This window comes from Bradyrhizobium cytisi, from assembly GCF_008123515.1.
Taxonomy (GTDB): Bacteria; Pseudomonadota; Alphaproteobacteria; order Rhizobiales; family Xanthobacteraceae; genus Bradyrhizobium; species Bradyrhizobium cytisi.
Map to the genome: position 1 here is coordinate 139,589 of NZ_VSSR01000016.1, position 21,703 is coordinate 161,291.

Sequence of the window (21,703 nt, forward strand, 5' to 3'; positions counted from 1 at the left end):
AATTGCGGGCTCGCCTTGGACGAGCCGTTGAATCTTCAACTTCAAGCCCGTCCTGCTGTCGCGGTGCCGTCGAGAGCACTCGAGCTACTCGCCTTCCTCGACGGGATCATTGGAATCGAGCCAGGTCAACGCGGTCTGGCTCTTCGCAAGAACTCGTTCGAGTTCCGCTCGAAGCCGCTGCGCCTGACGCAACACGGGAGCGAGCATATGCGCGCCAGCATCCTCCTCGCCGTTCAGCAGGTGCTACACGTTGATGCCGGTTCGCGGGCATCTAAATGGTACGCGTCGCTCCATGCAATCATGATAGGTCGGAGGTCCAGGGAGCGAAATTGCCGATGATTACTGAGGGACCAGACCGCGCGCATTTCTCTACCCTTGTCGGATCGTTAGCTCGAGGGGCGCTTTCGCTGAGGGTAGCTTTCTCGCCGCTGCGACGGCCGCATGAACACGGGGCGGGGTAAGCCATGGATGCGGTTCGCGGCGAAGGAGAGCTAGAGCTCTGACGCCATTCTGGCAGATACGTCGGGATGCAAAATGGCCGCAGACGAATGGCCTGCGGCCCACCGGCGAAACTATGAACAATGATGAAGTACGAACAGCCCCGGTGCTGCCGCAGTAAAGCACGTCTGGCGTGAACTTTGGATTCCGGGAATCTACGGGTGAGCACCCGCTTTCTCATTCTGGACTCGATCGGCATTGGCGCACGCCTCCGCTGCGCTTGCAGCCTTGGCCTCTGCCGCCTTCTGTGCCGCTGTCAAGAACAGGTGCGAGACCGTCTGCGCCAACCAGATCAATACGCCAGCCTCGATAAGCAGGATGCCGGCGTGGGGAATGACGCGGCCAAAATCGGCACCGCCCCGGATAGACAGCCGCCGGCAGAATGAAATACAGCGTCAGATGATGCAGCGCGACCGCTGCTATGCCGGCGATATGGCTCGATAATCGCAATAAGCGACCAGAGTTGCCAGGGCTGCAAAGAAATACATATGCATGTCGACCTGCCAAGGATGTCCCGCGAACTGGAAGACAAACATTGAGGCGCCCGCCATCAGGGCGACGGCAAACACCAAGCGGGTTGAAAGCCCATTGCCTCCCACACGCCACGACAAGATAGCGGCGAGTGCCATCGCCATCATGAAGGAGGCTGGCACAATCCAATCGGCGCCGAGCGCCAGAGCAATCACGACAGCAATCGGCACGTGGACCCAGAGCAGCGCGAGCAATATCGTGCTGGTGGACTGGCGCAGGCGTCCCAGTTCATGGCCTTCGAAGGTCATTTTCAATCCCCAAATGGTTTGCGTTCAAATCGCCTACTCGCCTACTCTCAATTCATCTGTCTTGATGCAGGCTGCGATTGCCAGCGGGTCAATGGTCAGCCAAGCACGGCATGTCGTAGCCGGGTGAGCCCGTCATTATCGTCGGGGCGGAATGATGCGCCCGGATCCCATTTGGGCAGACTATCGCGACGAAGCTAACCGAGAGTAAAGCTGTAGGTTGACGAGTTGCTTGGCGCTCGAAAAGATTGCGCAAGTTGATCCAATAGTGCACTTGTATTGCCTGACTTAACTGGCTTTCGCACTGCTCCAGTCACGTCTGTTGAGGCTCTTGAGGCCGTTTCTCAACCTCAGGATCGTTGATGCGAGTTCGGTCGCCGGGACCGGGCGACTGAACAAGTATCCTTGCGCCTCATTGCATCCTTCGGCCTTCATCTGGTTCAACTGCTCTATCGTCTCCACACCCTCCGCCGTCGTCGTCATGCCGAGGCTCTTCCCGAGGCTGGTGATGGCCCGGACGATCAATTTCGACCCCTTCGTCGCCGTCGCGTCGCGAACGAACGATTGGTCGATCTTGAGTTTGTCAAATGGGAAACTGCGCAGATAGCTGAGCGACGAGTAGCCGGTACCAAAATCATCCAAAGCTATGCGCAGCCCACGCGCCTTCAGCTCATGCAGCGTCGCGATGGTTTCGGCACTGTTGCCGAGGAGAACCGATTCAGTGATTTCGAGTTCAAGCCGATGTGGCGCCAGCGTCGAAACGTCGAGCGCTTTCGCGATGACGGCCGCGAGCCGTGGATCCCGAAACTGAGTGGCCGAGACATTGACCGCAATCTTGAGTTCGTTCGGCCAACTAGCCGCCTGTTTGCAGGCGCGATTTAGCACCCACTCCCCAAGCGGAGTGATGAGGCCAATTTCTTCGGCGACAGGGATGAACTGATCGGGCGGCACAAACCCTCTTTCCGGATGTCGCCAGCGCAATAATGCCTCAAAACCGCTAATCCGGTCCATGCGCAAGTCATAGATGGGCTGATAGAACAAATCGAATTCGTCCTTGTCCATGGCCGCGCGCAGGTCGGTTTCGAGCGCGCGGCGGCTTTGTAGGCTTGCGTCCATGGCCGGCTCGAAAAACCGCCACGTTCCCCTGCCGTCCATTTTGGACCGGTACAACGCCATGTCGGCATTTTTCAGCAGCGTTTCGCGTGTCGTGCCATCACCCGGCGCCAGGGAAATTCCGACGCTGCAGCCGACGATGACCCGATGTCCGTTCAGCTCATAGGGCGCTCCGACACGCTCGACGATACGCCGGGCCAGATGCGCAGCATCTTCAGCGTTGTGGACTTCAGATTGGACGAGCGCAAACTCATCGCCCCCCAAACGCGCAACCGTATCACCCTCTCGGACGCAGGCACTCAATCGCGCCGCGACAGCGCAAAGCAGCCCATCACCCACCGGATGGCCCAGGGTATCATTGATCTGCTTGAACTTATCCAGATCAATACAGAACACGGCAAAGCCTGCACCTCGACCGGCCTCTGTGACAGCCTGTTCAATCCGCTCGGCGAACAGAGACCGGTTAGGCAATCCGGTCAGAGCATCGTGCCGCGCCATGAAGGCGATTTGAGATTGAGCGCGTTGTTGTTCGGTCACATCTTCACAACTGATGAGCCAGCCGCCATCGGACGTGGCGCGATGAGCGATCGAGACGACGCGTCCGTCGCTGAGCTGCTGGAGGTAGTTGCCGCCCTTGCGGCGAGCCAAAATGTCGTCGGATTCGGTCAAAAGATCGGCGACGGTGTGGCTGCCATGGTTCCCGGCGGCAACACTCAGGCGCAGGACATCTTGGAACGTCATCCCTGGAAGCACAAGCTCCGGCGAAATATCAAAGATCTCGCAGAAGCGCCGGTTGACCACCTGCAGCCGTCCTTCTCCGTCATAGAGGCAGAGTCCTTGCGACATATGCGTGAGCGCCGCATCCAGTCTCAGATTGGTCGCATGCAGCTCGGCTTTCTGCTGTTTCAAACCGCTAATGTCGCTGTAGACGAGAATGACGCCGCCCTCCTGGGTCGGGCTGCGGCTGACCCGCAGCCATCTTCCGTCCGGGAGTTGGGCCTCGCTCTCCACCCCTTCGACCTCGTTAGCGTCCTCTTGCAGGATGAGTTCCCTTGAGTGCTGGGCGCCGGGCGCCCGGGCCGTTCGAAGCGGGTGGACAAGTTGCGGAGAGCAGCGAATGAACTCGCTCGCTCTGGAATTGGCCAACGCGATCTGACCGTTTTGGTCGAGGAGGACGACGCCCTCACGCGAGTGCTCGAGCGCATCGGAAAGCCTTGCCTGCGCTGAACGCCGCTGCGCCACCTCTCGGTCGACCATCGCCCTGATGTTGTCCCGCATTCTGCCCATAGCCGTCAGGAGCGTACCGAGCTCGTCGCCGCTGCCTTCCGGAATGCTTGTGTTCAAATCGCCGTCGGCGATGCTCTTGGCCGCTTTAGACGCGATGGCGACTGGACCAATGATCCGCCGCGCCAACAACCAGGAGAAAAGACCGGACAGAAGAAGGGCGACGGTCAGCCCCGCCACGTTGAGTTGTAGATCCCGGTTGATCGCAGCAATCGCTCGCTGGCGAAATAGAAATCCATCCCCGGCCGTATAGTTTACCAGCAATTCAATCTGCTGATTTACAGTCTTGGAATACGGATCAACACCGTTGATCTCGCCACCGCTCGCTTCAACGTTCCCATCTTCGTGCGCAGACGTCTGAAATTGACGTCGATGAAGCGCGATCCAGGCATTTGCCGCCTCCCGAACCTTGGCGGCTGCTTGTGCGGCGCGCGCGGACTGTGACCGCTCGGCCGCTATGGTAAGGTCTTCCGAAAGCGACTTGGCCAGCTCGTCAATTTCGGCATCGAGCCGCGCATGGACCGTTGGGTCCTGTGTGAGAAGGCGTTGTGCAGACGCCACGCGCATCGCCGCGAAATCGGTGCCGGCCGCTCGCGCATAGTTGATCGACATCAGTGACTCGTCGAAGGTTTTCGCAACCAGGTCGCCGGCGTGCCGAATGCCGAGGCTGGCATACCCTCCCAAGGCAGCCGCAATCGCACTCATTGCAAGGCAGAAGATCAAGATCCCGGTTCTAATCGAACCGCGCGCGACAAGCCGCGACAACCGAGCGATTATCGACCGAATGGTCTCGAGAACCGCTTGCGCAAGGCTACCGACGAAAGGACCCATCACAGTATCTTTCGCTGTAAACAACTAATCGCAAACATACCGCGCGGACCAGCTGCCCCGCCTAAAATTTCCCTAGTAATGGCTGCAAGGGATGCGGAAATCGTTAAGATCAACCGGTGATAAGTATGTGAGTGCTGACGCGGCTTGGTAGATCCGAGCCCGGACGGATGCTTGGTAAAGTTGAAGTTTCAGCGGGGTTGAAATAATGGCGAGGCTTTTCCCTTCGCGTACGGGCGAGCTCGGTTTTCAGATCACGGCCGCGATTGTGGGGGGACTGTTGGCGGGAGCCGCTTTGGCCGCGGCCCCTTACACGATCTCGCAAAAGGATCGAGAATTCAGGCCGAGAGAGATCATCATCAAGCGCGGCGAGACTTTACGGTTCGTTAACGACGATGGCGAGCTCCTGCACCACGCTTATTTGAGCGCGGACGGCTTTGATTTCGACACCGGCGACCAGCAGCCGGGCAGCCAGTTCGAGGTGGTTTTTTCCGTGCCTGGTGACTACACCGTGCTGTGCGGCATTCATCCCAAGATGAAGCTCGGCGTGCACGTGACTAAGTAACAGGCCTAGAGAATCGTCGTGTTGAAGATCGCGGCGTGGCCAACATAATAGGCGAACAGCGTGACCGTCAGCGCAGCGCATAGTCCTGCCGGGGCGAGCCACGGCGTACGATAGTCTGACTCGGACTGCCGGGTATCGGAAACGATCGCGACCAGGACGACGATGATCGCCGAATGCCCGATGACATCAAGCTTGCCGAATTCGAAGCACGCGCTGATAAACATGCCGAGCAACATAGCCGCCGCAATGCGTCGGACCAGCGGCGTCCAAGCCAAGGCGAAAGCGAGGGTGAACTCGACCATTCCCGCGGCTCGCATGTAGAACTCGTTGTTGAATCCAAGCGTGATGCCGGGATGCTCGATCAGGAGCGGAAAACTCCATTCCGGATAGGCCCACTTCTCGATCGACGCCCACATCAACGTGACGGCGGTCGCATAGCGCACCACATCGAGCGGCGAAACGCCGAACAGGTCCTTTTGGAAGCCGGTGAGAGCGAGGTAGGCCGCAAAGCCTAGAAAGATCGGATAGTCGGCCAAATGAAAGGTGCCGTAGTCCCGTACTGCGAGCGCGAACAACACCGCGATCCCGGCCGCGGATAGTGGCATCGTGCGACGCGACAGCAGGCCGGCGGCGATGGCGAGCTGCAAAGGCCCGACCAGCGCGGACGTCGTTTTCAATTCGGGGGTCAGGATGATACCTCCGACCGCCCAGAGCGAGATGAAGAAAAACCCGCAGACGGCGCGCATCATCAGTTCGGTGTGCAACTCCAGCGTCTCCGTGAAGCGGTTCAGTGAGCGGACCACCAGCTCGCCCGGGGAGGTCCGCTCGACCACACACCCGGAAAAGAACCAGAGCAAGGCCACACCCAGGAGGAGCTCAAAATCCTGGCACAGAACGTTCTCGAGGCCCCGCGGCTGGCCCGCAGCGTCATAGGCACAGAACCATTTGACGTGGGCGGCTGCCTCTTCAGTCCCCAAGATCCAGAAGCAGAATCCGGCGATGGACGTGGCAAACAGGTAGATTGCTCGGGATGCCGAAACGGCATCTCGTCCCAGAGACCTGAACATTTCAAAAAACCGCCCGTCCTAAAAGCACAGCCTTAACGATCTATTCACCTTAGCATAGATTTTAAGGTTTGTGGCGCCTGTCGCAGCCGCAGGTTGTTTGGTGGTTAATGGGCCGCGCGGGGCAGGATTAGATGGCCAGGCCACCCGCAAATCCTTTCAAAGTTTAAGCATTTCGAGGACGGGCCTTCAATCCGAGGGGTGTACTGAACGGGGGACAAGCGGATAATTGGAGCAGTCCATGTTCGGAGCGTTAAGTGCGGCAGGTGTGGCGGTGGGCACGGTGCTGGCCCGCGGCGCAAAGCGGTACGCAGTGCGCACAGAATCCCTGGAGGCTGGGACAGGCGCCCTTCTTATCCTCGGCTTTGGCCTGTTGGGGGCGGCATTGCCGCACCTCCAGTGATCCCCCTCTCGGCCGACCCGATCAGGGAGCTCGTGGTCGGGGCACCTTAGGGAAAGGCGGGGTCGGGGACGAGGCTGTAAGCGTTTGAAGAAAGGCGATCAGATCGGTCTTTTCGTCCGCCGTAAGATATAGTGGCCGGATCGAAGGCGATCGACTCGGACGATCAATCCCACCCTTGTCATAGAGTTCGATCACCTCTTCGAGCGTTGCCAGCGATCCATCGTGCATGTAGGGCGCGCGGCGCGCGACATCGCGCAAGGTCGGCGTTTTGAACGCGTATCGCAGCTTTTGCGATGTCGGAAATAGTCGGCCGCGCCCAATATTATCATCTGTTGCGGTGCCGATATCCTGGAACGATCCATCTGTAAAAGACGGCCCACTGTGGCAGCTTGAGCACCGTGCTTTGCCGTTGAAAATGTCGAATCCGCGTTTCGCCGGCGCGCTGATCGCGGCGTCATCCCCCCTGATCCACCGATCGAATGGCGACTCGCCAGCGACAATGGTGCGTTCAAAGGTCGCCAAGGCGGCTTCGATCCTGGGGCGCGTAATCGCACTGTCTCCGAACGCGCTTGCGAATGCATCACCATAGGCCGGTGCGGCTGAGAGACGGTCAATCAACTCCGATTCCGTCAGGTTCATGTTCGCCCGGCCAGTAATCGGACCAAAGGTGACGGACTCGATATCCCTGAACTTCCCGTCCCAGCCCAGCGGTTCACTGAAGGCCACATCGATCAGACTGGGCGAACGCAACGGCAGGCCTTTCGGGTCCTCGCCGATCGCGTGCGAGCGGCCATCACCCCAGGAAAGCGACGGGTCGTGGCAAGTCGCACAGGAAACGGTACGGGACCTCGAGAGCAGCGGATCGAAGAACAACATCTGCCCAAGACCCGCTTTGGCCGCGGAGTAGGGATTGCCGTCCGGAAAAGGAACGGTAGCAGGCCGACGGTAGCTGGCGCGGATCTCCGCAGCCTGGCCAGGTGCCTCAGCGGACTTCCAGGCAAAATGCTGGCCCAGCGGCAAAAACGCCGCAAGCAAAGCCAGGCTGACCCAGACCTTCATCGGCTCCTCGGACGGAAATACCGGCTCTGTATATGAAGTGTTAGTCAACGAAGCTTTAATGAATGCCGACAGATCCGAACGAACGCGCCCCCGGCAGTGGACCGAAGACGATGCCCCCAAAAGCGCTGGAAGAGGCGACTTGATCATGCTCGGCTCAGTCCGCGCGGCATCCCGCACGTAAGCGCACTAGGACGCTGTCAGGTCACGTGGCTGCAGCGCTGCATGGGAGGCGGCCCCCGATGGGTGTTCTCGCGCGGTGATAAAACTGGCGCCTGTTTGAGGGGTGTCACTGCCCGGAGATGTGCACAGCCTCGGATATTGCTGCGATTGTAGGCGTGAGAGCGAAATGTGCGCAAAGCTCCTCCCAAGGGCTGCCGAGATACCTGCCGCTAGTTAAGTTTTGGCCTCCTCTCATCGATGTATGTCACGCTATACGCCCTGCCTCGCACTGCGCGAGGCGTCGGATGGGAGTCGCTTGCGATTGCCGGGCTCGTGCTCGCCCGGCAAATGCCAAGATCGGCCAAGGGCGTCATGTTCATCACGATCGAAGACGAGAGCGCGACCGCCAATCTTATCGTTTGGCGATCCGTGTTCGCCAAATGGCATCGCGCGATCCTCAGCGCGTCTATCTCGGCTGTTGTGTCGGTCGATACGTCATGATAACGCGTCGTCATCTCCAACGTTGTCGAGCAAGTCGCAAAAATAGCGAGGCGCATGCCGCCCATCGCTACTCTTGCGAGCGCCTTGTTTTGGATGCCTGTGCTCTCAGCTCATTCCTTTTCCACACCTTGATACAGCCGGCTCAAGCAGGTTCGCGTTCGTGGGCCCTGTTGGCTTTGGCGGGGTTCAAGAGCGGAATCACCTCGCGGCCGAACGCCGGTAGTTCGTCGGTGAAATTCAGGAAGGCGCAGAGGATCATGTCGACGCCGATGGCCTCATAGGCACGGATGCGTTCCGCGATCAGCTCGGGGGGACCGAACAGACGCGTCTTGAAACCGTCGTTGGGCTGGACAAGATTGGCGTGACTCGAATCCGCCCACATTCCGATCTTGTCCGCAGTCGATGCGCCAGCCTGCTTCACCTGTTCGGCGAAGGCCTGCACGATCTCGGGGTCGGCGCCCGCGATGATCGCTTCGAGTTGCTCGAGCGCTTCCCGCTCGGTCGGCCGCTGGATGATGAAGCCGTTGAGCCCGATCTTGACGGTGCGGCCTTCCGCCTTGGCGAGCGCGCGGACCTCGTCGATCTGCTGCTTGGCACCTTCCACCGTGGTGCCATTGAGAAAATACCAATCCGAATATTTCGCGGCCATCCGTCGCGCGGCCTTGGAGTTTCCGCCCTGGAAGATCTCCGGGTGCGGCCGCGAGATCGGCCTCGGCTTCAGCCAGGCGTCATTGATGCTGTAGAAGTCACCTTTGAAGGTGAAACGGTCCTGCGTCCAGAGCCCCTTGAGCACCTGGATGAACTCTTCTGAACGGCGGTACCGTTCGTCATGTTCCAGCCAGGGCTCGCCAAAGGCACGAAACTCATCCTTGAACCATCCGGTGAGAATGTTGATCGCGAACCGCCCCTTGGAATAGACGTCGATCGTGGATCCCACCTTCGCGATCATGGCCGGATGCCAAAAGCCGGTATGAATTGCGCTGATGAGCTTCAGCCGCTTGGTCTGGGCGGAGAGCACTGCCGTGCAGGTGATAGCCTCCTGCTGCAACTCCCAGCCATGGCTCGCGATGAAGCGCGCCGGCGCCAGGCCATATTCGAAGCCGAGCTCTTCGGCCTCGCGCGCGAGAGAGGCGTTGTAGTCGAGCGTCCAGTCGGTGCGCTGCGGAACGTTGCTGATGACGAAGCCGCCGCTGCCGAGCGGCATCCAATATCCGAAACGAATAGTCATGACGCGCTGCTCCTGCTCATACGATCGGGGTTTGGACTGGTTCAGCAGCCGCCGTTCCGGCCGTCGCGGCACCGAGATAGAATTCGGCAACGTCGTCCCGTTCGGCGAGAACGGCCGCGGTGCCTGATACGGCGACCCTGCCGTTCTCGAGCACGTAGCCGTGATCGGCAAATCGAAGAACGAGATGAGCGTTCTGCTCGGCCAGCAGAAAGCTGACACCCTCGTTCCTGTTGAGATCGCGGATGATGTGGAAGATCTCCTCCACGATGATCGGTGCGAGACCCATCGAGGGCTCGTCGAGCAGCACGAGGGTCGGACGCGTCATCATCGCGCGCCCGATCGCAACCATCTGCTGCTCGCCGCCCGAGGTCAGGCCGCAACGCGCGCTGCGGCGTTGTTTGAGCCGCGGAAACCAGGAATAGACGCGTTCGAGATCGTCGGCGAGCGCACGACGGCTCGGCCGGCGCACAAACCCGCCGGCGAGAAGATTCTCCTCGATCGTGAGTTGGGGAAAGACGTGACGGCCTTCCAGTACCTGTACCACCCCCCTTGCAACAAGATCGGCCGGATCAAGCCTGTTGGTCGCCTCGCCACGCCAGGTGATTGCACCGCGGCTCAAGTGGCCACGCTCGGACCCAAGCAGATTCGAGATTGCCTTCAGTGTGGTGGTCTTCCCGGCGCCATTGGCGCCGAGAAGAGCAACGATTGATCCCTCTTCGACCCTGAGCGATACGCCGCGCAAGGCCAGGATCGCGTGACTGTAGAGGACCTCGATGTTATCGACTTCGAGAAACTGCGACGTGGTCATGGCGATCCTTCAGGGTAACATCAGTTGGTTGCATCGCGCGGCGTGATGCCCCTTTCCCTGGCGTAGGCGGCGGCACGCTCATAGATCAGGGGCAACAGCAATTCCCGGTCGGATTTCACCCAACCGTTGGACACCACGTTCCACTTCTCGCCGTCCCACTGCAGCACCTTGCCGGCGCCACCACCCTCGTGGTCCTTGGCGGAGAGCTTCAGCGGCTGCTGCAGACCAGTGGCGCCAATTTCAGCAAGACGCTTCTCGGAGAGATCGAGATGCTCGAGGCCCCACTGCGCCTCCTCGCCATTGATCGGCCGTACGCCAAAATGCGCCTGTGCAGTCCGGATCGCCTCCACCGCGACGATCGCCTCGTCGACGCCCGAATTGTAGTAGACCGAGCCGAAGCTCTTCGGGTCCTTGAGATCGCTGAGACCCTTGTCGAGAATGTGCTTCTTGAGCTTCTGATGGATCTCGAAATTCGCGCCGGCGGGGAATGGCGTGATCGCCAGGTAGCCCTTGCCCACGGCGCCGGCGGGGCGGACGTCCTCCTCAGAGCCCGACCAGATGCCACCAATGATGTGATCGACCGGAAAGCCCACCTTGGCGGCAGTCTTGATTGCGACGGGCGTCATGACGCCCCAACCACGCAAGAACACCCAGTCGGGCTTGAGCTGGCGGATCTTGGCCCATTGCGCCGATTGCTCATTGCCCGGATGCGGGACCGGAATCTGGATGTCCTCGAAGCCATACGTCTTGGCAAGATGGGCAAGCGGGACCTGGGTCTCCTTGCCATAGGGCGAGTCGTGGTAAACGGTCGCGATCTTGAGGCCCTTCAGCTTGTCCTTGCCGCCTACCTTCTCCGCGATGAAGTTGACCGCCGACGAGGCTTCGCTCCAGAAGCTGAAAACGACGGGGAAGCTATACGGGAACACTCGCCCGTCGATTGCCTCTGTGCGGCCGTAGGCGATCGTGACGAGCGGAATCTTGTCGGCCACCGACTTCTCGGTCAGCGCCTTCGAAATCGGATCGCCATGCGGCAGGAAGATCGGGACCGGCGACCCGTTCTTGCCCGCCTTCACCCGTTCATAGCACTCAATTCCCTTTTCGACTTCCCAATTGGTCTCGCACTCGTCCCAGACCAGCTTGATTCCGTTGATGCCGCCTTCGACCTCGTTGATGTAGCGGAAATAATCAATCTCGCCGGCCCAGACCGGAATGCCGCTCGACGCATAGGCTCCAACGCGAAAGGTCGCGAGCGGGAAGTATTGCGTCTTCGCATCTTCCGCCGAGGCGGTGGCGCCAACGGCGAGTGACAGAACAAGCGCCGCCAGCCCGATCGCCCTACTCGTGATCCGCTTCTGCTTCCGTATAGACATCCTGCTTACCCTCCATTTGATTGCAACGTTCAAGTTCGACCGTGCGTGTGGCGTACGCCCACGTGTGATGAATTCGTTGTTTGCTAGCGCTCGAACCGCGAAGCCAGTTGAGTCCATGCTCGCGACAGCAACGCTGCGAGCCCTCTCGGCTCCTTGATCAGGAACCAGACGATCAGCGCGCCGAACAGCGCCTTCTGAAGATTTTCGAGTTGTCCGGGATCGATCGCGCCTCCGAACACTGCACCCCCGACATGATCGAGCAGGATCGGCAGCAAGATCATGAAGGCAGCGCCCACATAGTTGCCACTGATGCTGCCCATGCCGCCGATGATGATCGCGAACATCACCTGGAACGAACGATCCAGATTGAAGCTCCGCGCATCGACCGTGCCAAGGTAAGCAAAGGCCCAGAGCGCACCTGCGATCCCGATCACCAACGAGCTCACGAAGAACGCCTTCAGCTTTCCGGCCGCCACGGGAATGCCGATGACGGAAGCAGCCGTATCCATGTCGCGGATCGCCATCCAGGTTCGTCCGGTCTGACTGCGCACCAGCCGGATCGCGACCACTGTGACGATCGCAACCGTCGCCAGCGTAAGCAGGTAGCGACCGGTCGGGCTCGACAGATCATGGCCGAGAATCGCAAGCCTCGGCGCCGAGATCGAACTGGATGTCGAGTAGTTCGAGAACCAGCCATATTGATTGAACAGCCACTCCAGTACGAACTGTGCTGCCAATGTCGAGGCGACCAGATAGAAGCCCTTGATGCGCAGGCTCGGCAGACCTGCGATGACACCGACCAACCCGGAAATGACGCCTCCGAGCAGCAGGTTGACCGGCAGCGGCAGTTCGGGCAGCCGCAGCAGGATATTATAGGTTGCGTAAGCGCCGACCGCCATGAAGCCGCCACTGCCCAGCGACGCCTGGCCCGCATAGCCCATCAGCAGGTTCAGCCCCAATGCCGTCAGAGACATGATCAGGAATGGGATGAGGACAGCGTTCAGCCAATAGTCATTCGCCACGAGCGGAACGGCGGCAAGTCCCGCAAGGAGCGCAACCGCAAGGGCGATGCGCAGCCAACTCCGCGCGGTCTCGTCGGTCGAGCCAAACCCTTCGATCGTATCGGTCCCGATCGCGGTCATGCTTCATATCCTTTCGATCGGCGCATCGCCGAACAGGCCGGTCGGGCGCACCAGCAGGAAGCCGACGGCAAGCACATAGGAGAACCAGGTCGACACGCTGCCACCCAGCAGGCTGCCGAGATAGATTTCAGCCAGGCTGTCGCTGGCGCCGACGATCAGGCCGCCGACAATGGCGCCAGTAATCGACGTAAAGCCCCCGATGATCAGCACCGGTAGAGCCTTGAGAACGACAAGGGTGAGCGCAAACTGCACGCCTTGGCGCGCGCCCCAGAGCAGGCCGGCTACCAGCGAGACGAACCCGGCGACACCCCACACGATCTGCCATAAGGTCTGCAGCCGAATTCCGATCGAGCGCGCAGCCAGCGGATCGTCGGCAATCGCCCGCAGCGCAATCCCGACACGGGTCCAGTTGAAGAAGATCGACAGCGCGATGACGAGAACGCCTGCAGTGGCGGCCGCGACCAGGTCGAACTGGCTGACCTGGACCTCGCCGACCGTGATCGGCGTATCGACGATGCCAAGGTCGAGCTCGTGCACGCTCGCGCCCATCGCGATCTGCGCGATGCCTTCGATGACAAAGGAAAGCCCGAGCGTGGCCATGAACAGCGTTATCTGGGGCCGGTTGACGAGCGGCCGCAGGACCACGCGCTCCACCGCGATCGCGATCGCAACCATGATCGTTAGCGTGATCAGCCCAGCCAGCCAGAAATCGATCCCCCTGTCGCGCATGGTCACGAAGGTCAGGCCCGCGCACAGCACCATCGAACCCTGCGCGAAATTGAACACGCCCGAGGCCTTGTAGATCAGGACGAACCCGATCGCGACCAGCGAGTACATCACGCCTGCCAAAAGACCGCCGATGAAGGTTTCGACGAAGAAGCTCATCTCGACCTCAATGCACCGTGCCCAGATAAGCCGCGATCACGTCCGGATTCCTGCGCACCTCTTCCGGGGTGCCGTCGCCGACCTTGCGGCCGTAGTCCAGCACGACGACGTGATGGGAGAGGCCCATCACCACGCTCATATCGTGCTCTATCAGCACAACCGTGGTTCGGAAGGACCGGTTTGCTTCCAGGACAAAGCTGCTCATCTCGCGCTTCTCGTCCTGGTTCATCCCGGCCATGGGTTCGTCGAGCAACAGAAGGCTCGGCCGGCCAACTAGCGCGCGGGCAAGATCAACCCGCTTTTGCACACCGTAAGGAAGCGTCGATACAACCCTGTCGCGATGCCTGGCAAGATCCAGGAAACCAATGATCTCGTCCGCACGTCGGCCGAACGCACGTGTCTCGCTACGGTCGCGACCGAGGCCGAAGGCGTGTTCGATCAGAGTCGTGCGGCTATGCCTGATGAGCCCGGCCAGCACGTTGTCGAGTACGCTAAGATGCCTGAACAGCGCATTGTGCTGGAAAGTCCGACCAATCCCGAGATGCGCGGCGCGCGCGGGGCGGATGCGTACGAATCTTTCACCGTCGAAGCTGACGCTTCCGCTGTCGGCGCGATAGACTCCGTTGATGATATTCAACAGAGAGCTCTTGCCGGCCCCGTTGGGACCGATCAGCGCGCAGATCTCGCCTCGCTCCACATCGAAGCTGAGTGCATTCAGCGCCTTGATCCCCTTGAACGACAGCGAGACGTCACGCAACTGCAGAATGGGCTCTGCCATTGCGCATCACGCTTCGACGGTCTGGCGCGGAGCCGCGACCGCCGCATCGCCCGCGCGGCGCTTCACCGCCTGGATGTCGCGATACGCTGCAGCCGGATGGCTCGACGGCAGATACGACCCTTCTCCGAACAGCTTCTCCCGCAGGGTCCCGGGACGATAGCTGGTCGGATAGACACCGCGCTTCTGCAGCTCCGGAACCAGGAGGTTGACCACGTCTTCGAAGGTCTCCGGCGTCACCGCGTAAGCGAGGTTGAAGCCGTCAACGTCAGTCTCCTCCACCCACTCCTGCAGGATATCGGCCACCGTCGACGCCGAACCGACAAACACTGGACCAAGTCCGCCGATGCCGCCCCAGCGCGCCAGCTCCTCGATGGTCCAGGCCTTGCTGCCACCCGCGAGATGATCGACGACGGAAACGATCGCATTCGTCTCGACCTTTTTGACCAGATCGGTCGGCGCGTACTGTCCAAAATCGATGCCGCTCCAGCCGGACATGAACACCAGAGCGCCGTCATAGGAGGCATATTGCTGATACTCCCTGAACTTCGCCTCTGCTTTCGCGTCGGTTTCATCGACGATCACCGTGACCAGATTGTAGGTCAGAATCTTGCGTGGATCGCGGCCGGCTTCAGCCGCGAGCCGTCGCACCTCCGCCACGTAGGATTTCAGAACCTGCTTGATCGGGGCGGCGACGAACACGCATTCAGCGTGTTCCGCCGCAAAGGCTTTGCCGGCCCCAGACGCTCCGGCCTGGTAGAGGACCGGCGTCCGTTGCGGCGACGGCTCACAGAGATGATAGCCCGGCACCTCAAAGTATTTTCCCTTGTGCTCGATCTCGTGGACCTTCGAAGGATCGGTGAATATCCGCTTCCCGGCATCACGCAGGACGGCCCCCTCCTCCCAGCTGCCCTCCAGCAATTTGTAGAGAACCTCGACATATTCGGTCGCCACCTCGTACCGATTGTCGTGGCGGCGCAACCCACCCTGGCCGATGTTCTTGGCCCCGCTCTCCAGATAGGAGGTCACGATGTTCCAACCGAGGCGTCCCTTGCTGTGGTGATCCGCAGTCGAGAGCCTGCGCGCGAAAGTATAGGGATGCTCGAACGACGTCGATGCGGTGATGCCGATGCCGAGATGCTCGGTTGCGAGCGCGATTGGCGCCACCAGCTGCAACGGATCGTTGACGGGGATTTGTGCCGCCTGCTCAAGCGCGTGGGACAGCGAGTTCTTGTAGACGTCATAATACCCGATGACATCGGCAATAAAGATGCCGTCGAAGACTCCCCGCTCCAGCGTTCGCCCGAGATCCTGCCAATAGTCGAGGTCCTTGTACTTGTAGGAACGGTCGCGCGGGTGCGCCCAGACGCCGGGAGACTGATGGCCGACACAATTCATGTCGAACGCATTGAACCGAATCTGTCGCGCCATTCACACGTCTCCGTCGCGTCGCCCGCGTTCATCCACGCAGCCATCTCGCCACAAGACGCAATCGATCGTCCATCGCTTTTATCGATCGTTTTCGAGATGCATCTTTCGTCGCATCTCGCTGCGGGATGAGAAACCAGCTCTTGGCCCAGTCTCATTCGCTGCCACAGCTCTGGTCATGCAGCACACTCGATGCGATCCAAGGCAACAATTAGCTTCGATCCGACCGCGTCTCGACACGATTCGCCGCATATATCGCACCTCGGAGAACAGTCCTTTCGAGTTGGAAGCGATTGCGAGCATCGCGATCTTCTGCAAGCGGCGTTGACCTCATTTCTCGAAACATCGACCGGCAGGATCGCGCAGCAGATTTTTCTTTGTGCGATGTTTCGCTGCAAACGATCGTGTTCTATCCAAGCAAAAATACAGTCTGGCTCTCGTAGAAGAGCGGACTATTCTTCGAGACAACAAATTCTGTCCATCCGAGGACTCAAAGAACGAGCGGACGCAGTGCGATGACCATTCACCCAGGCAGACCGAGCATCAGCGATGACGAACTCCACAAGCGCTTCGCTCCGACCTTCGAGACGATCGCGGCGGGTGCGGTGGCGCGCGAACGAGGCCGCACGCTGCCGATCGAGGAGATCAGACTGTTGAAGGAGGCCAGCTTCGGAGCGCTGCGTGTGCCGATCGAGTTCGGAGGGCTCGGCGCAACGCTCCGCCAGACGTTCGACCTCCTTATCGAGCTTGCGGCCGCGGATTCCAACCTGCCACAGGCGTTACGGGCGCACTTCAACCTGGTCGAGGACTTGCAGCTGAACAAGGATGAGGCAGTCAAGGCGCGGTGGCTCAGAGCCATCGCGAACGGCGCGCTCGTCGGCGTCGCCGTTACCGAGCCCGGCCTTGGTGCGGTCGATCGCTACCGGACCGCCGTCACATCGGAAGGAGCCGCGCTGCGGCTCGACGGGCTGAAGTATTACACGACTGGCACACTTTACGCCGATCACCTGCTTGTCGCGGCCGACCGGGACGGCAAACGAATTACCGTCCTTGTCGACACCAGCCAGCCTGGCGTCAATGTTGAGGACGACTGGGACGGCTTCGGCCAGCGGCTCACGGCAAGCGGCACGGCGACGTTCAAGAATGTTACGGTCACCCAGGACCGGATCATCGGTCCCGGCTATGGAACGGAAGGCCGGGTGTTTGGAACGGCCCACGTTCAGCTGATCCTGCTCGCCACGCTCGCGGGGATTGCGAAACGTGCCGCGGCGGATACGACCGACTGGATCAAGGCGCGAACCCGCACGTTCACCCATGCTGTCGCTGACCTGCCACGCAATGATCCCCTGGTACAGCAGGTCATCGGTCAGCTCTTCAGCGCGGCCTTTGGTGCACGGGCAACGATCCTCGCCGCGGTCGACGAGCTCGCGCGGACGCTTGATGGTGGCCACCAGGACCCTCAGCGGCTCGATGCCTCCGAACTTGCGGCGGCGCAGGCGCAGGTGACCGTCATCAAGCTCGTGCTCGACGCCGTGACCACGCTTTTCGAAGTAGGCGGCGCCTCTCTCAGCTCGGAGAAGCTCGCCATCGATCGGCACTGGCGTAACGCGCGTACCATCGCTTCCCACAACCCCGCGATCTTCAAGCTCCGCGCAATCGGTGCGTACGAGTTGAATGGCGAGACACTTCCGTATGCCTGGAGTGCTGGCGTTCGTCAGACAGGACAACAGGGCAACTAGCACCCCACTTTCTCGCGAGCTTCACGTGTCGAGACAAGGCACGTCCAGATCCCGCCTTCGGCGCCGAGTCATTCTTCCTCAGGAGAGCCACGTGTCCAACACCAAACGCAAAGTCGCGATCATCGGAGCAGGTATTGCCGGGACAACCGCCGGGCTTGGCCTTGTCAATGCGGGATTTGACGTCATCATTTACAGCGATCGAGACCAGGCGTCGCTGCGCAACGATGTGCCTCCGACGGGGACGGCTGTCTATTTCGGCAAATCCCTCGAATACGATGCCGAGGTCGTCGAGGATCTTTATGACATCGGGACCAGCACCGGGATGAGTGTTCGGATCTTCTCCGGCACCGGCGAAACCCGAACTCCCGTCATCGAATTCGACAGTGCCTTCAACTATCGGGCACAGGCGGTCGATACCCGGCTCCGTGCCGACGATCGCCTCAGTCGTTTCCTGGCGCGAGGCGGCAAATTCGTCGTGCGCGCGGTCACCCCGGAAGACCTGGACGCGATTGCGGGGGACGCCGATCTCACCCTCGTAGCGACAGGCAAGGGCGGCTTGTCGGCCCTGTTCCCGGTTGATCCGGAACGCACTGTCTACGCCGACCCGCAGCGGCACCTGCTGCTCGCAACATTCAAGGAGCTGGATCGTGCCGATCATCAGTTCGCCTATCGCAGCTCGGACGGCGCCAGGCACAACTGGTTCAACATCCATGCCGATTTCGGCGAGACCTTCTTCGGACCTTATCTGCACAAGGATCTCGGCGCCACGCGGGCGTTCATTGGGTTCGCCAAGCCTGGTAGCCCGTGGATCGACATCTTCAACACCGTGACCGATACTCAGAGCGCGCGTGACGCCGTGGTGAAACTGTTCGCCACCTATTTTCCTGAAGATGTGGAGCTGATCGATCAGCTGGAGCCTCTGCACGAGGATCCGCACTCCTGGCTCCTCGGCGCAGTCCCGCCGACTGTTCGACGAGCCGTAGCCCGCACCAAAAGCGGACACGCTGTTGCCGCAATCGGAGATGCCGCAGTCTCCTTTGATCCGCTTGGCGGCCAGGGCGCGCAAAATGCAATCGTCCAATCCGTGCTTCTGATCCGAGCGCTCAGGGAGCACAAGGACAAGATCACCTACGAATGGCTGCAGGATCAATTCAACAAGCATTGGGACCATCGCGCCGAGGCAGCGACTGAAGTTACCAGGCTGTTTCTGGGTGATGAAAAATACAAGACGCATGCTGAGCTGCTATTCCAGGCCGCTGCCGTCAACGCAAAAATCGGAAGCGCGTTCTTCGATTTCCTCTCTGAGCCACAGCCTTTGCTCGGTATCCAGAGCCGAGAGCAGATAGACAACTTCATCGCAAATTTGGCAGGAGAAGCGGCCGAAACCGTCCTGGCGAGGTTCAAGGCACCGAGCCAACTTGCGCGGGCGAATGCGCTCGAGCGTGTGACCGTGTTGTCTTAAGCCACCAGGTTTCGTTCTCGGCTTGGAGCGAAGCCACATGGTGATGATGTCGGTGGGCGGAAGTAGCAGAGGAGCCACTCGCGCACCACCCGAACATCGCGGCTCTAGTACCTGGAATCATAGCTGACTGATACGGCGGCCTTTGATTTTGCGTTGCCGGACTTTTTTCTTGGTCCAGACGAAGGGCTCAGCTTTTTCGTTGTATGTGTCGATGTAGGCATCGATGTGCTGCTGGAGCTGCCTAAGGCTTGTGAAGGAAGCGCCGCTGAGCGACTGCCCCTGCAGGATCGAGAACCAAACCTCGACCTGATTGAGCCAGGACGCGCTTGTCGGCGTGAAATGAAATCCCACATTGGGGTGGGCTTTGAGCCAGTGCTCGTTCTGCTTATGGGTATTGAGATTGTCGAGGATGACGTGAAGCTGGCGGTCCGGAAAAGCCGCGGTGATGCTGTCCATGAAGTCGAGGAACTCGACACGGCGCCGCCGTTTTGAATGCGTCGCGATGATCTTTCCGGTCGCAACCTCGAGCGCTGCAAACAGCGTTGTCGTGCCATGCCGCTTGTGGTCGTGGCTCTGACCGGTCAAGGCGCGGCCATTGGGCAACTTCAGATAGCCTTGCGCGCGCTCCAGGGCCTGAATCGAAGGCTTTTCGTCCACGCATAGCACGATAGCCTTCTGGGGCGGGGCAACGTAGAGGCCGACAACATCGGCGGCTTTGGCCGTAAAGTTCGGGTCGTTGCTCTCGCACCAGGATTTGCGAACCACGAGGTCGATCTTGTGGTTGCGCAGGAACCGCCAGACATATTGGACGTCAACATCGTCCAGCGCCTCGGCCAGCTGCGGTCCGGTCCAGCGTGCAAACCCTTGCGGTGCTGGCTTGTCCAGCAGCTTCAGTATCCGCTTGTCTGTGGCCTTCGTATAGATTGGCTGCTTGCCGGACCGCGGCTTGTCTTGCAGCCCTTCAAGGCCTTGGTCGGCATAGCGATGCCGCCAAAGGCTGACAATCCGCGGCTGGACTCCGACTTCCTTGGCGATCGACCGGGTGCTGCGCCCGTCCGCCGCCAACAGAACGATCCGCGCCCGCTTCAAATCGCGCTGCAATGTCATCGGTGAGCGACAACACGCCTCAAGCACCTTGCGATCTTTCCTCGAAAGGCAGACTTCTCTTGCTTCGGGTATCATCCCGACCTTGAATCACGACTCACCCTCTAAGAAAAGGTGGTACTAGTGTTGTGACCCTAACGCTTGTTTCGCCCGAGCGACTTCTTCGAGGATTAACTCACCCGCCAACCCAACGAAGAGAAAGGCGAAGCAGCGTGATGGGCCGAGCGATTCAGGAAACGAACAGGCGTCCAGTGCGTCTGCCCCCATTCAGAGACTTGGGTCTCCGAGGCTCTGGGGTCGCGGATTCAGACTACTCGCCCCCTTCGTAGAACAGCTCGAGCGGCAGGCCGACCAGCGATTTGCCAATCCAGTCCCGAGCAATCACGTTAGACGGCCCCATTGCGATGGCTGCGCGCGCGTCGCGGAAGGAACGCTCGATCGGCCCGCGATGATAGCCGTAGCCTCCCGTCACGGTCAGTGCCGCTGCTGCGACCTTGTTTGCGACCTCGGCGGCGTGGACCTTGAACTCGGTCAGTGGGATCAGGATTTCGCTCTGCGGCTTGCCAGCCTGCCAGAGCGCGTCGAGCTTTGCTGCCAATTCGAGGCGCCACGGCCGTAACGTTTCGACCAGGACCTTGGCCGCGCCAAGCTCCTGCCGGATCGCCTGATAGTCGGATAGACTCTTGTTCCGATCCTTGTGCACGAAACTCGTGGTGTGCTTGACCGCCGCATTCAAGGCGCCGCGGGCAACCCCTTCCCAGACAGCGCCGAGCCCGATCAGATAGACCGGCGATACGCCATCGTAGATGATCTCCTTCCCCTGCCCTTCTGCGCCGAGCCGATCCCGCTGCGGCACCCGCACGTTGCTGTAGCGGATCGGACCCGAGTGATTGGCGCGCACACCGAGGGCATCCCAGGGCTTGGATTCGATACCTGGAGACTTGCCGTCGACAATGAAGAAGATGATGTCGGCCTGGTCTTTGGCGCCGGGGGTGCGGGTCTGCACCACATAGAAATCGGCCTGACCGGAGCTTGTCGTGAACGATTTCTCGGCGTTGAGCAGATAGTTGTCGCCATCGCGTGATGCTTCGGAGAGGTTATACCACCAATGTCCTCCGGTGGCGCGCTCGCTGGTCGAATATGTGCCAAGCAGACCTCCGTTATTCGCCTTGAGCCAGCGCTCCTTCTGGTCATCGTTACCAAACAGATTGATCGTCTGGGCCGCGCCGACATGCATGACGTAGATGAGGCCGGTTGAGGCATCAGCCTGTCCAATACGGTAAGCGGCTTCCGCAAAATCGACATGAGCAAGGCCAAGGCCGCCAAACCGTGTTTCATTTAAAACACCGGTCCAGCCGGCTTGCGCCAACGCCTTCAGATTCTCTCTCGGAAAGCGGCTGTCCAGATCGTTGCGATCGGCGTTGACCTTGACGGTCGCATCAATCGCGGCATCCAGTCGGGAATAGACGTCTTCATCGATCTTGCGTACCAGATTGGGGGTTACCATGGTTA

The 21,703-nt window shown here is 60.2% G+C and carries 17 protein-coding genes; 4 read left to right on the top strand and 13 right to left on the bottom strand.

Going from position 1 to position 21,703, the window contains the following annotated elements; translation table 11 throughout:
- Positions 1-917 precede the first annotated feature (917 nt).
- A complete protein-coding gene (locus tag FXB38_RS09795; RefSeq protein ID WP_148750656.1) occupies positions 918-1,277 on the bottom strand; it encodes a hypothetical protein in 360 nt (119 codons plus the stop codon).
- 285 nt (positions 1,278-1,562) lie between these two features.
- A complete protein-coding gene (locus FXB38_RS09800; protein WP_148750657.1) occupies positions 1,563-4,502 on the bottom strand; it encodes an EAL domain-containing protein in 2,940 nt (979 codons plus the stop codon).
- A 202-nt stretch (positions 4,503-4,704) separates the two neighbouring features.
- On the opposite strand from FXB38_RS09800, the gene FXB38_RS09805 reads away from it, so the two are divergent.
- Positions 4,705-5,064: a methylamine utilization protein gene (locus FXB38_RS09805; RefSeq protein WP_148750658.1), complete on the top strand. Its 360-nt coding sequence runs from the start codon at positions 4,705-4,707 to the stop codon at positions 5,062-5,064.
- A gap of 5 nt (positions 5,065-5,069) precedes the next feature.
- Here the strand turns inward: FXB38_RS09805 and FXB38_RS09810 are convergent, their stop codons facing one another.
- Positions 5,070-6,131: a hypothetical protein gene (locus tag FXB38_RS09810; protein ID WP_148750659.1), complete on the bottom strand. Its 1,062-nt coding sequence runs from the start codon at positions 6,129-6,131 to the stop codon at positions 5,070-5,072.
- A gap of 421 nt (positions 6,132-6,552) precedes the next feature.
- On the bottom strand, positions 6,553-7,590 hold the full coding sequence (locus FXB38_RS09815) for a cytochrome-c peroxidase (RefSeq protein ID WP_148750660.1): 1,038 nt from the start codon (positions 7,588-7,590) through the stop codon (positions 6,553-6,555).
- Positions 7,591-8,007: 417 nt separating this feature from the next.
- Here FXB38_RS09815 and FXB38_RS44820 point away from each other — a divergent pair, with 417 nt between their 5' ends.
- The gene (locus tag FXB38_RS44820; RefSeq protein WP_347340225.1) at positions 8,008-8,250 is read left to right on the top strand and encodes an OB-fold nucleic acid binding domain-containing protein; all 243 of its coding nucleotides are present in this window, start codon (positions 8,008-8,010) and stop codon (positions 8,248-8,250) included.
- Positions 8,251-8,392: 142 nt separating this feature from the next.
- Here the strand turns inward: FXB38_RS44820 and sfnG are convergent, their stop codons facing one another.
- The 7 genes from sfnG to FXB38_RS09850 all read right to left on the bottom strand — a co-directional run bounded on the left by sfnG (position 8,393) and on the right by FXB38_RS09850 (position 15,889).
- Positions 8,393-9,478, bottom strand: coding sequence for a dimethylsulfone monooxygenase SfnG (gene sfnG, locus FXB38_RS09820; RefSeq protein WP_148750661.1), 1,086 nt, complete (start codon positions 9,476-9,478; stop codon positions 8,393-8,395).
- Between the two features lie 16 nt (positions 9,479-9,494).
- Positions 9,495-10,286, bottom strand: a complete 792-nt coding sequence (locus tag FXB38_RS09825; RefSeq protein ID WP_148750662.1) for an ABC transporter ATP-binding protein — start codon at positions 10,284-10,286, stop codon at positions 9,495-9,497.
- A gap of 20 nt (positions 10,287-10,306) precedes the next feature.
- On the bottom strand, positions 10,307-11,656 hold the full coding sequence (locus FXB38_RS09830; protein ID WP_148750663.1) for an ABC transporter substrate-binding protein: 1,350 nt from the start codon (positions 11,654-11,656) through the stop codon (positions 10,307-10,309).
- Between the two features lie 83 nt (positions 11,657-11,739).
- The gene (locus FXB38_RS09835; protein ID WP_148750664.1) at positions 11,740-12,798 is read right to left on the bottom strand and encodes a branched-chain amino acid ABC transporter permease; all 1,059 of its coding nucleotides are present in this window, start codon (positions 12,796-12,798) and stop codon (positions 11,740-11,742) included.
- Positions 12,799-12,801: 3 nt separating this feature from the next.
- A complete protein-coding gene (locus FXB38_RS09840; protein WP_148750665.1) occupies positions 12,802-13,683 on the bottom strand; it encodes a branched-chain amino acid ABC transporter permease in 882 nt (293 codons plus the stop codon).
- 7 nt (positions 13,684-13,690) lie between these two features.
- Positions 13,691-14,461: an ABC transporter ATP-binding protein gene (locus tag FXB38_RS09845; RefSeq protein ID WP_148750666.1), complete on the bottom strand. Its 771-nt coding sequence runs from the start codon at positions 14,459-14,461 to the stop codon at positions 13,691-13,693.
- A gap of 6 nt (positions 14,462-14,467) precedes the next feature.
- Positions 14,468-15,889 carry an LLM class flavin-dependent oxidoreductase gene (locus tag FXB38_RS09850; RefSeq protein ID WP_148750667.1) on the bottom strand — a complete coding sequence of 474 codons (1,422 nt, stop codon included), beginning with the start codon at positions 15,887-15,889 and terminating at the stop codon, positions 14,468-14,470.
- A 602-nt stretch (positions 15,890-16,491) separates the two neighbouring features.
- Here FXB38_RS09850 and FXB38_RS09855 point away from each other — a divergent pair.
- The gene (locus FXB38_RS09855; protein ID WP_210250887.1) at positions 16,492-17,625 is read left to right on the top strand and encodes an acyl-CoA dehydrogenase family protein; all 1,134 of its coding nucleotides are present in this window, start codon (positions 16,492-16,494) and stop codon (positions 17,623-17,625) included.
- Between the two features lie 91 nt (positions 17,626-17,716).
- Positions 17,717-19,087 (top strand): styrene monooxygenase/indole monooxygenase family protein, encoded by a 1,371-nt coding sequence (locus tag FXB38_RS09860; RefSeq protein WP_148750669.1) that lies wholly within the window; start codon positions 17,717-17,719, stop codon positions 19,085-19,087.
- A gap of 117 nt (positions 19,088-19,204) precedes the next feature.
- Here the strand turns inward: FXB38_RS09860 and FXB38_RS09865 are convergent, their stop codons facing one another.
- Both FXB38_RS09865 and FXB38_RS09870 read right to left on the bottom strand, forming a co-directional pair.
- Positions 19,205-20,269 carry an IS630 family transposase gene (locus FXB38_RS09865; protein ID WP_148750670.1) on the bottom strand — a complete coding sequence of 355 codons (1,065 nt, stop codon included), beginning with the start codon at positions 20,267-20,269 and terminating at the stop codon, positions 19,205-19,207.
- Positions 20,270-20,501: 232 nt separating this feature from the next.
- Positions 20,502-21,698: an acyl-CoA dehydrogenase family protein gene (locus tag FXB38_RS09870; protein WP_148750671.1), complete on the bottom strand. Its 1,197-nt coding sequence runs from the start codon at positions 21,696-21,698 to the stop codon at positions 20,502-20,504.
- Positions 21,699-21,703 lie beyond the last annotated feature (5 nt).

What these genes read in the sequence shown, in the direction of transcription:
- FXB38_RS09795 (WP_148750656.1), bottom strand. Translation starts at nt 1,277, where the DNA reads ATGACCTTCGAAGGCCATGAACTGGGACGCCTGCGCCAGTCCACCAGC.
- FXB38_RS09800 (WP_148750657.1), bottom strand. Translation starts at nt 4,502, where the DNA reads ATGGGTCCTTTCGTCGGTAGCCTTGCGCAAGCGGTTCTCGAGACCATT.
- FXB38_RS09810 (WP_148750659.1), bottom strand. Translation starts at nt 6,131, where the DNA reads ATGTTCAGGTCTCTGGGACGAGATGCCGTTTCGGCATCCCGAGCAATC.
- FXB38_RS09815 (WP_148750660.1), bottom strand. Translation starts at nt 7,590, where the DNA reads ATGAAGGTCTGGGTCAGCCTGGCTTTGCTTGCGGCGTTTTTGCCGCTG.
- FXB38_RS44820 (WP_347340225.1), top strand. Translation starts at nt 8,008, where the DNA reads ATGTATGTCACGCTATACGCCCTGCCTCGCACTGCGCGAGGCGTCGGA.
- sfnG (WP_148750661.1), bottom strand. Translation starts at nt 9,478, where the DNA reads ATGACTATTCGTTTCGGATATTGGATGCCGCTCGGCAGCGGCGGCTTC.
- FXB38_RS09825 (WP_148750662.1), bottom strand. Translation starts at nt 10,286, where the DNA reads ATGACCACGTCGCAGTTTCTCGAAGTCGATAACATCGAGGTCCTCTAC.
- FXB38_RS09830 (WP_148750663.1), bottom strand. Translation starts at nt 11,656, where the DNA reads ATGTCTATACGGAAGCAGAAGCGGATCACGAGTAGGGCGATCGGGCTG.
- FXB38_RS09835 (WP_148750664.1), bottom strand. Translation starts at nt 12,798, where the DNA reads ATGACCGCGATCGGGACCGATACGATCGAAGGGTTTGGCTCGACCGAC.
- FXB38_RS09840 (WP_148750665.1), bottom strand. Translation starts at nt 13,683, where the DNA reads ATGAGCTTCTTCGTCGAAACCTTCATCGGCGGTCTTTTGGCAGGCGTG.
- FXB38_RS09845 (WP_148750666.1), bottom strand. Translation starts at nt 14,461, where the DNA reads ATGGCAGAGCCCATTCTGCAGTTGCGTGACGTCTCGCTGTCGTTCAAG.
- FXB38_RS09850 (WP_148750667.1), bottom strand. Translation starts at nt 15,889, where the DNA reads ATGGCGCGACAGATTCGGTTCAATGCGTTCGACATGAATTGTGTCGGC.
- FXB38_RS09865 (WP_148750670.1), bottom strand. Translation starts at nt 20,269, where the DNA reads ATGATACCCGAAGCAAGAGAAGTCTGCCTTTCGAGGAAAGATCGCAAG.
- FXB38_RS09870 (WP_148750671.1), bottom strand. Translation starts at nt 21,698, where the DNA reads ATGGTAACCCCCAATCTGGTACGCAAGATCGATGAAGACGTCTATTCC.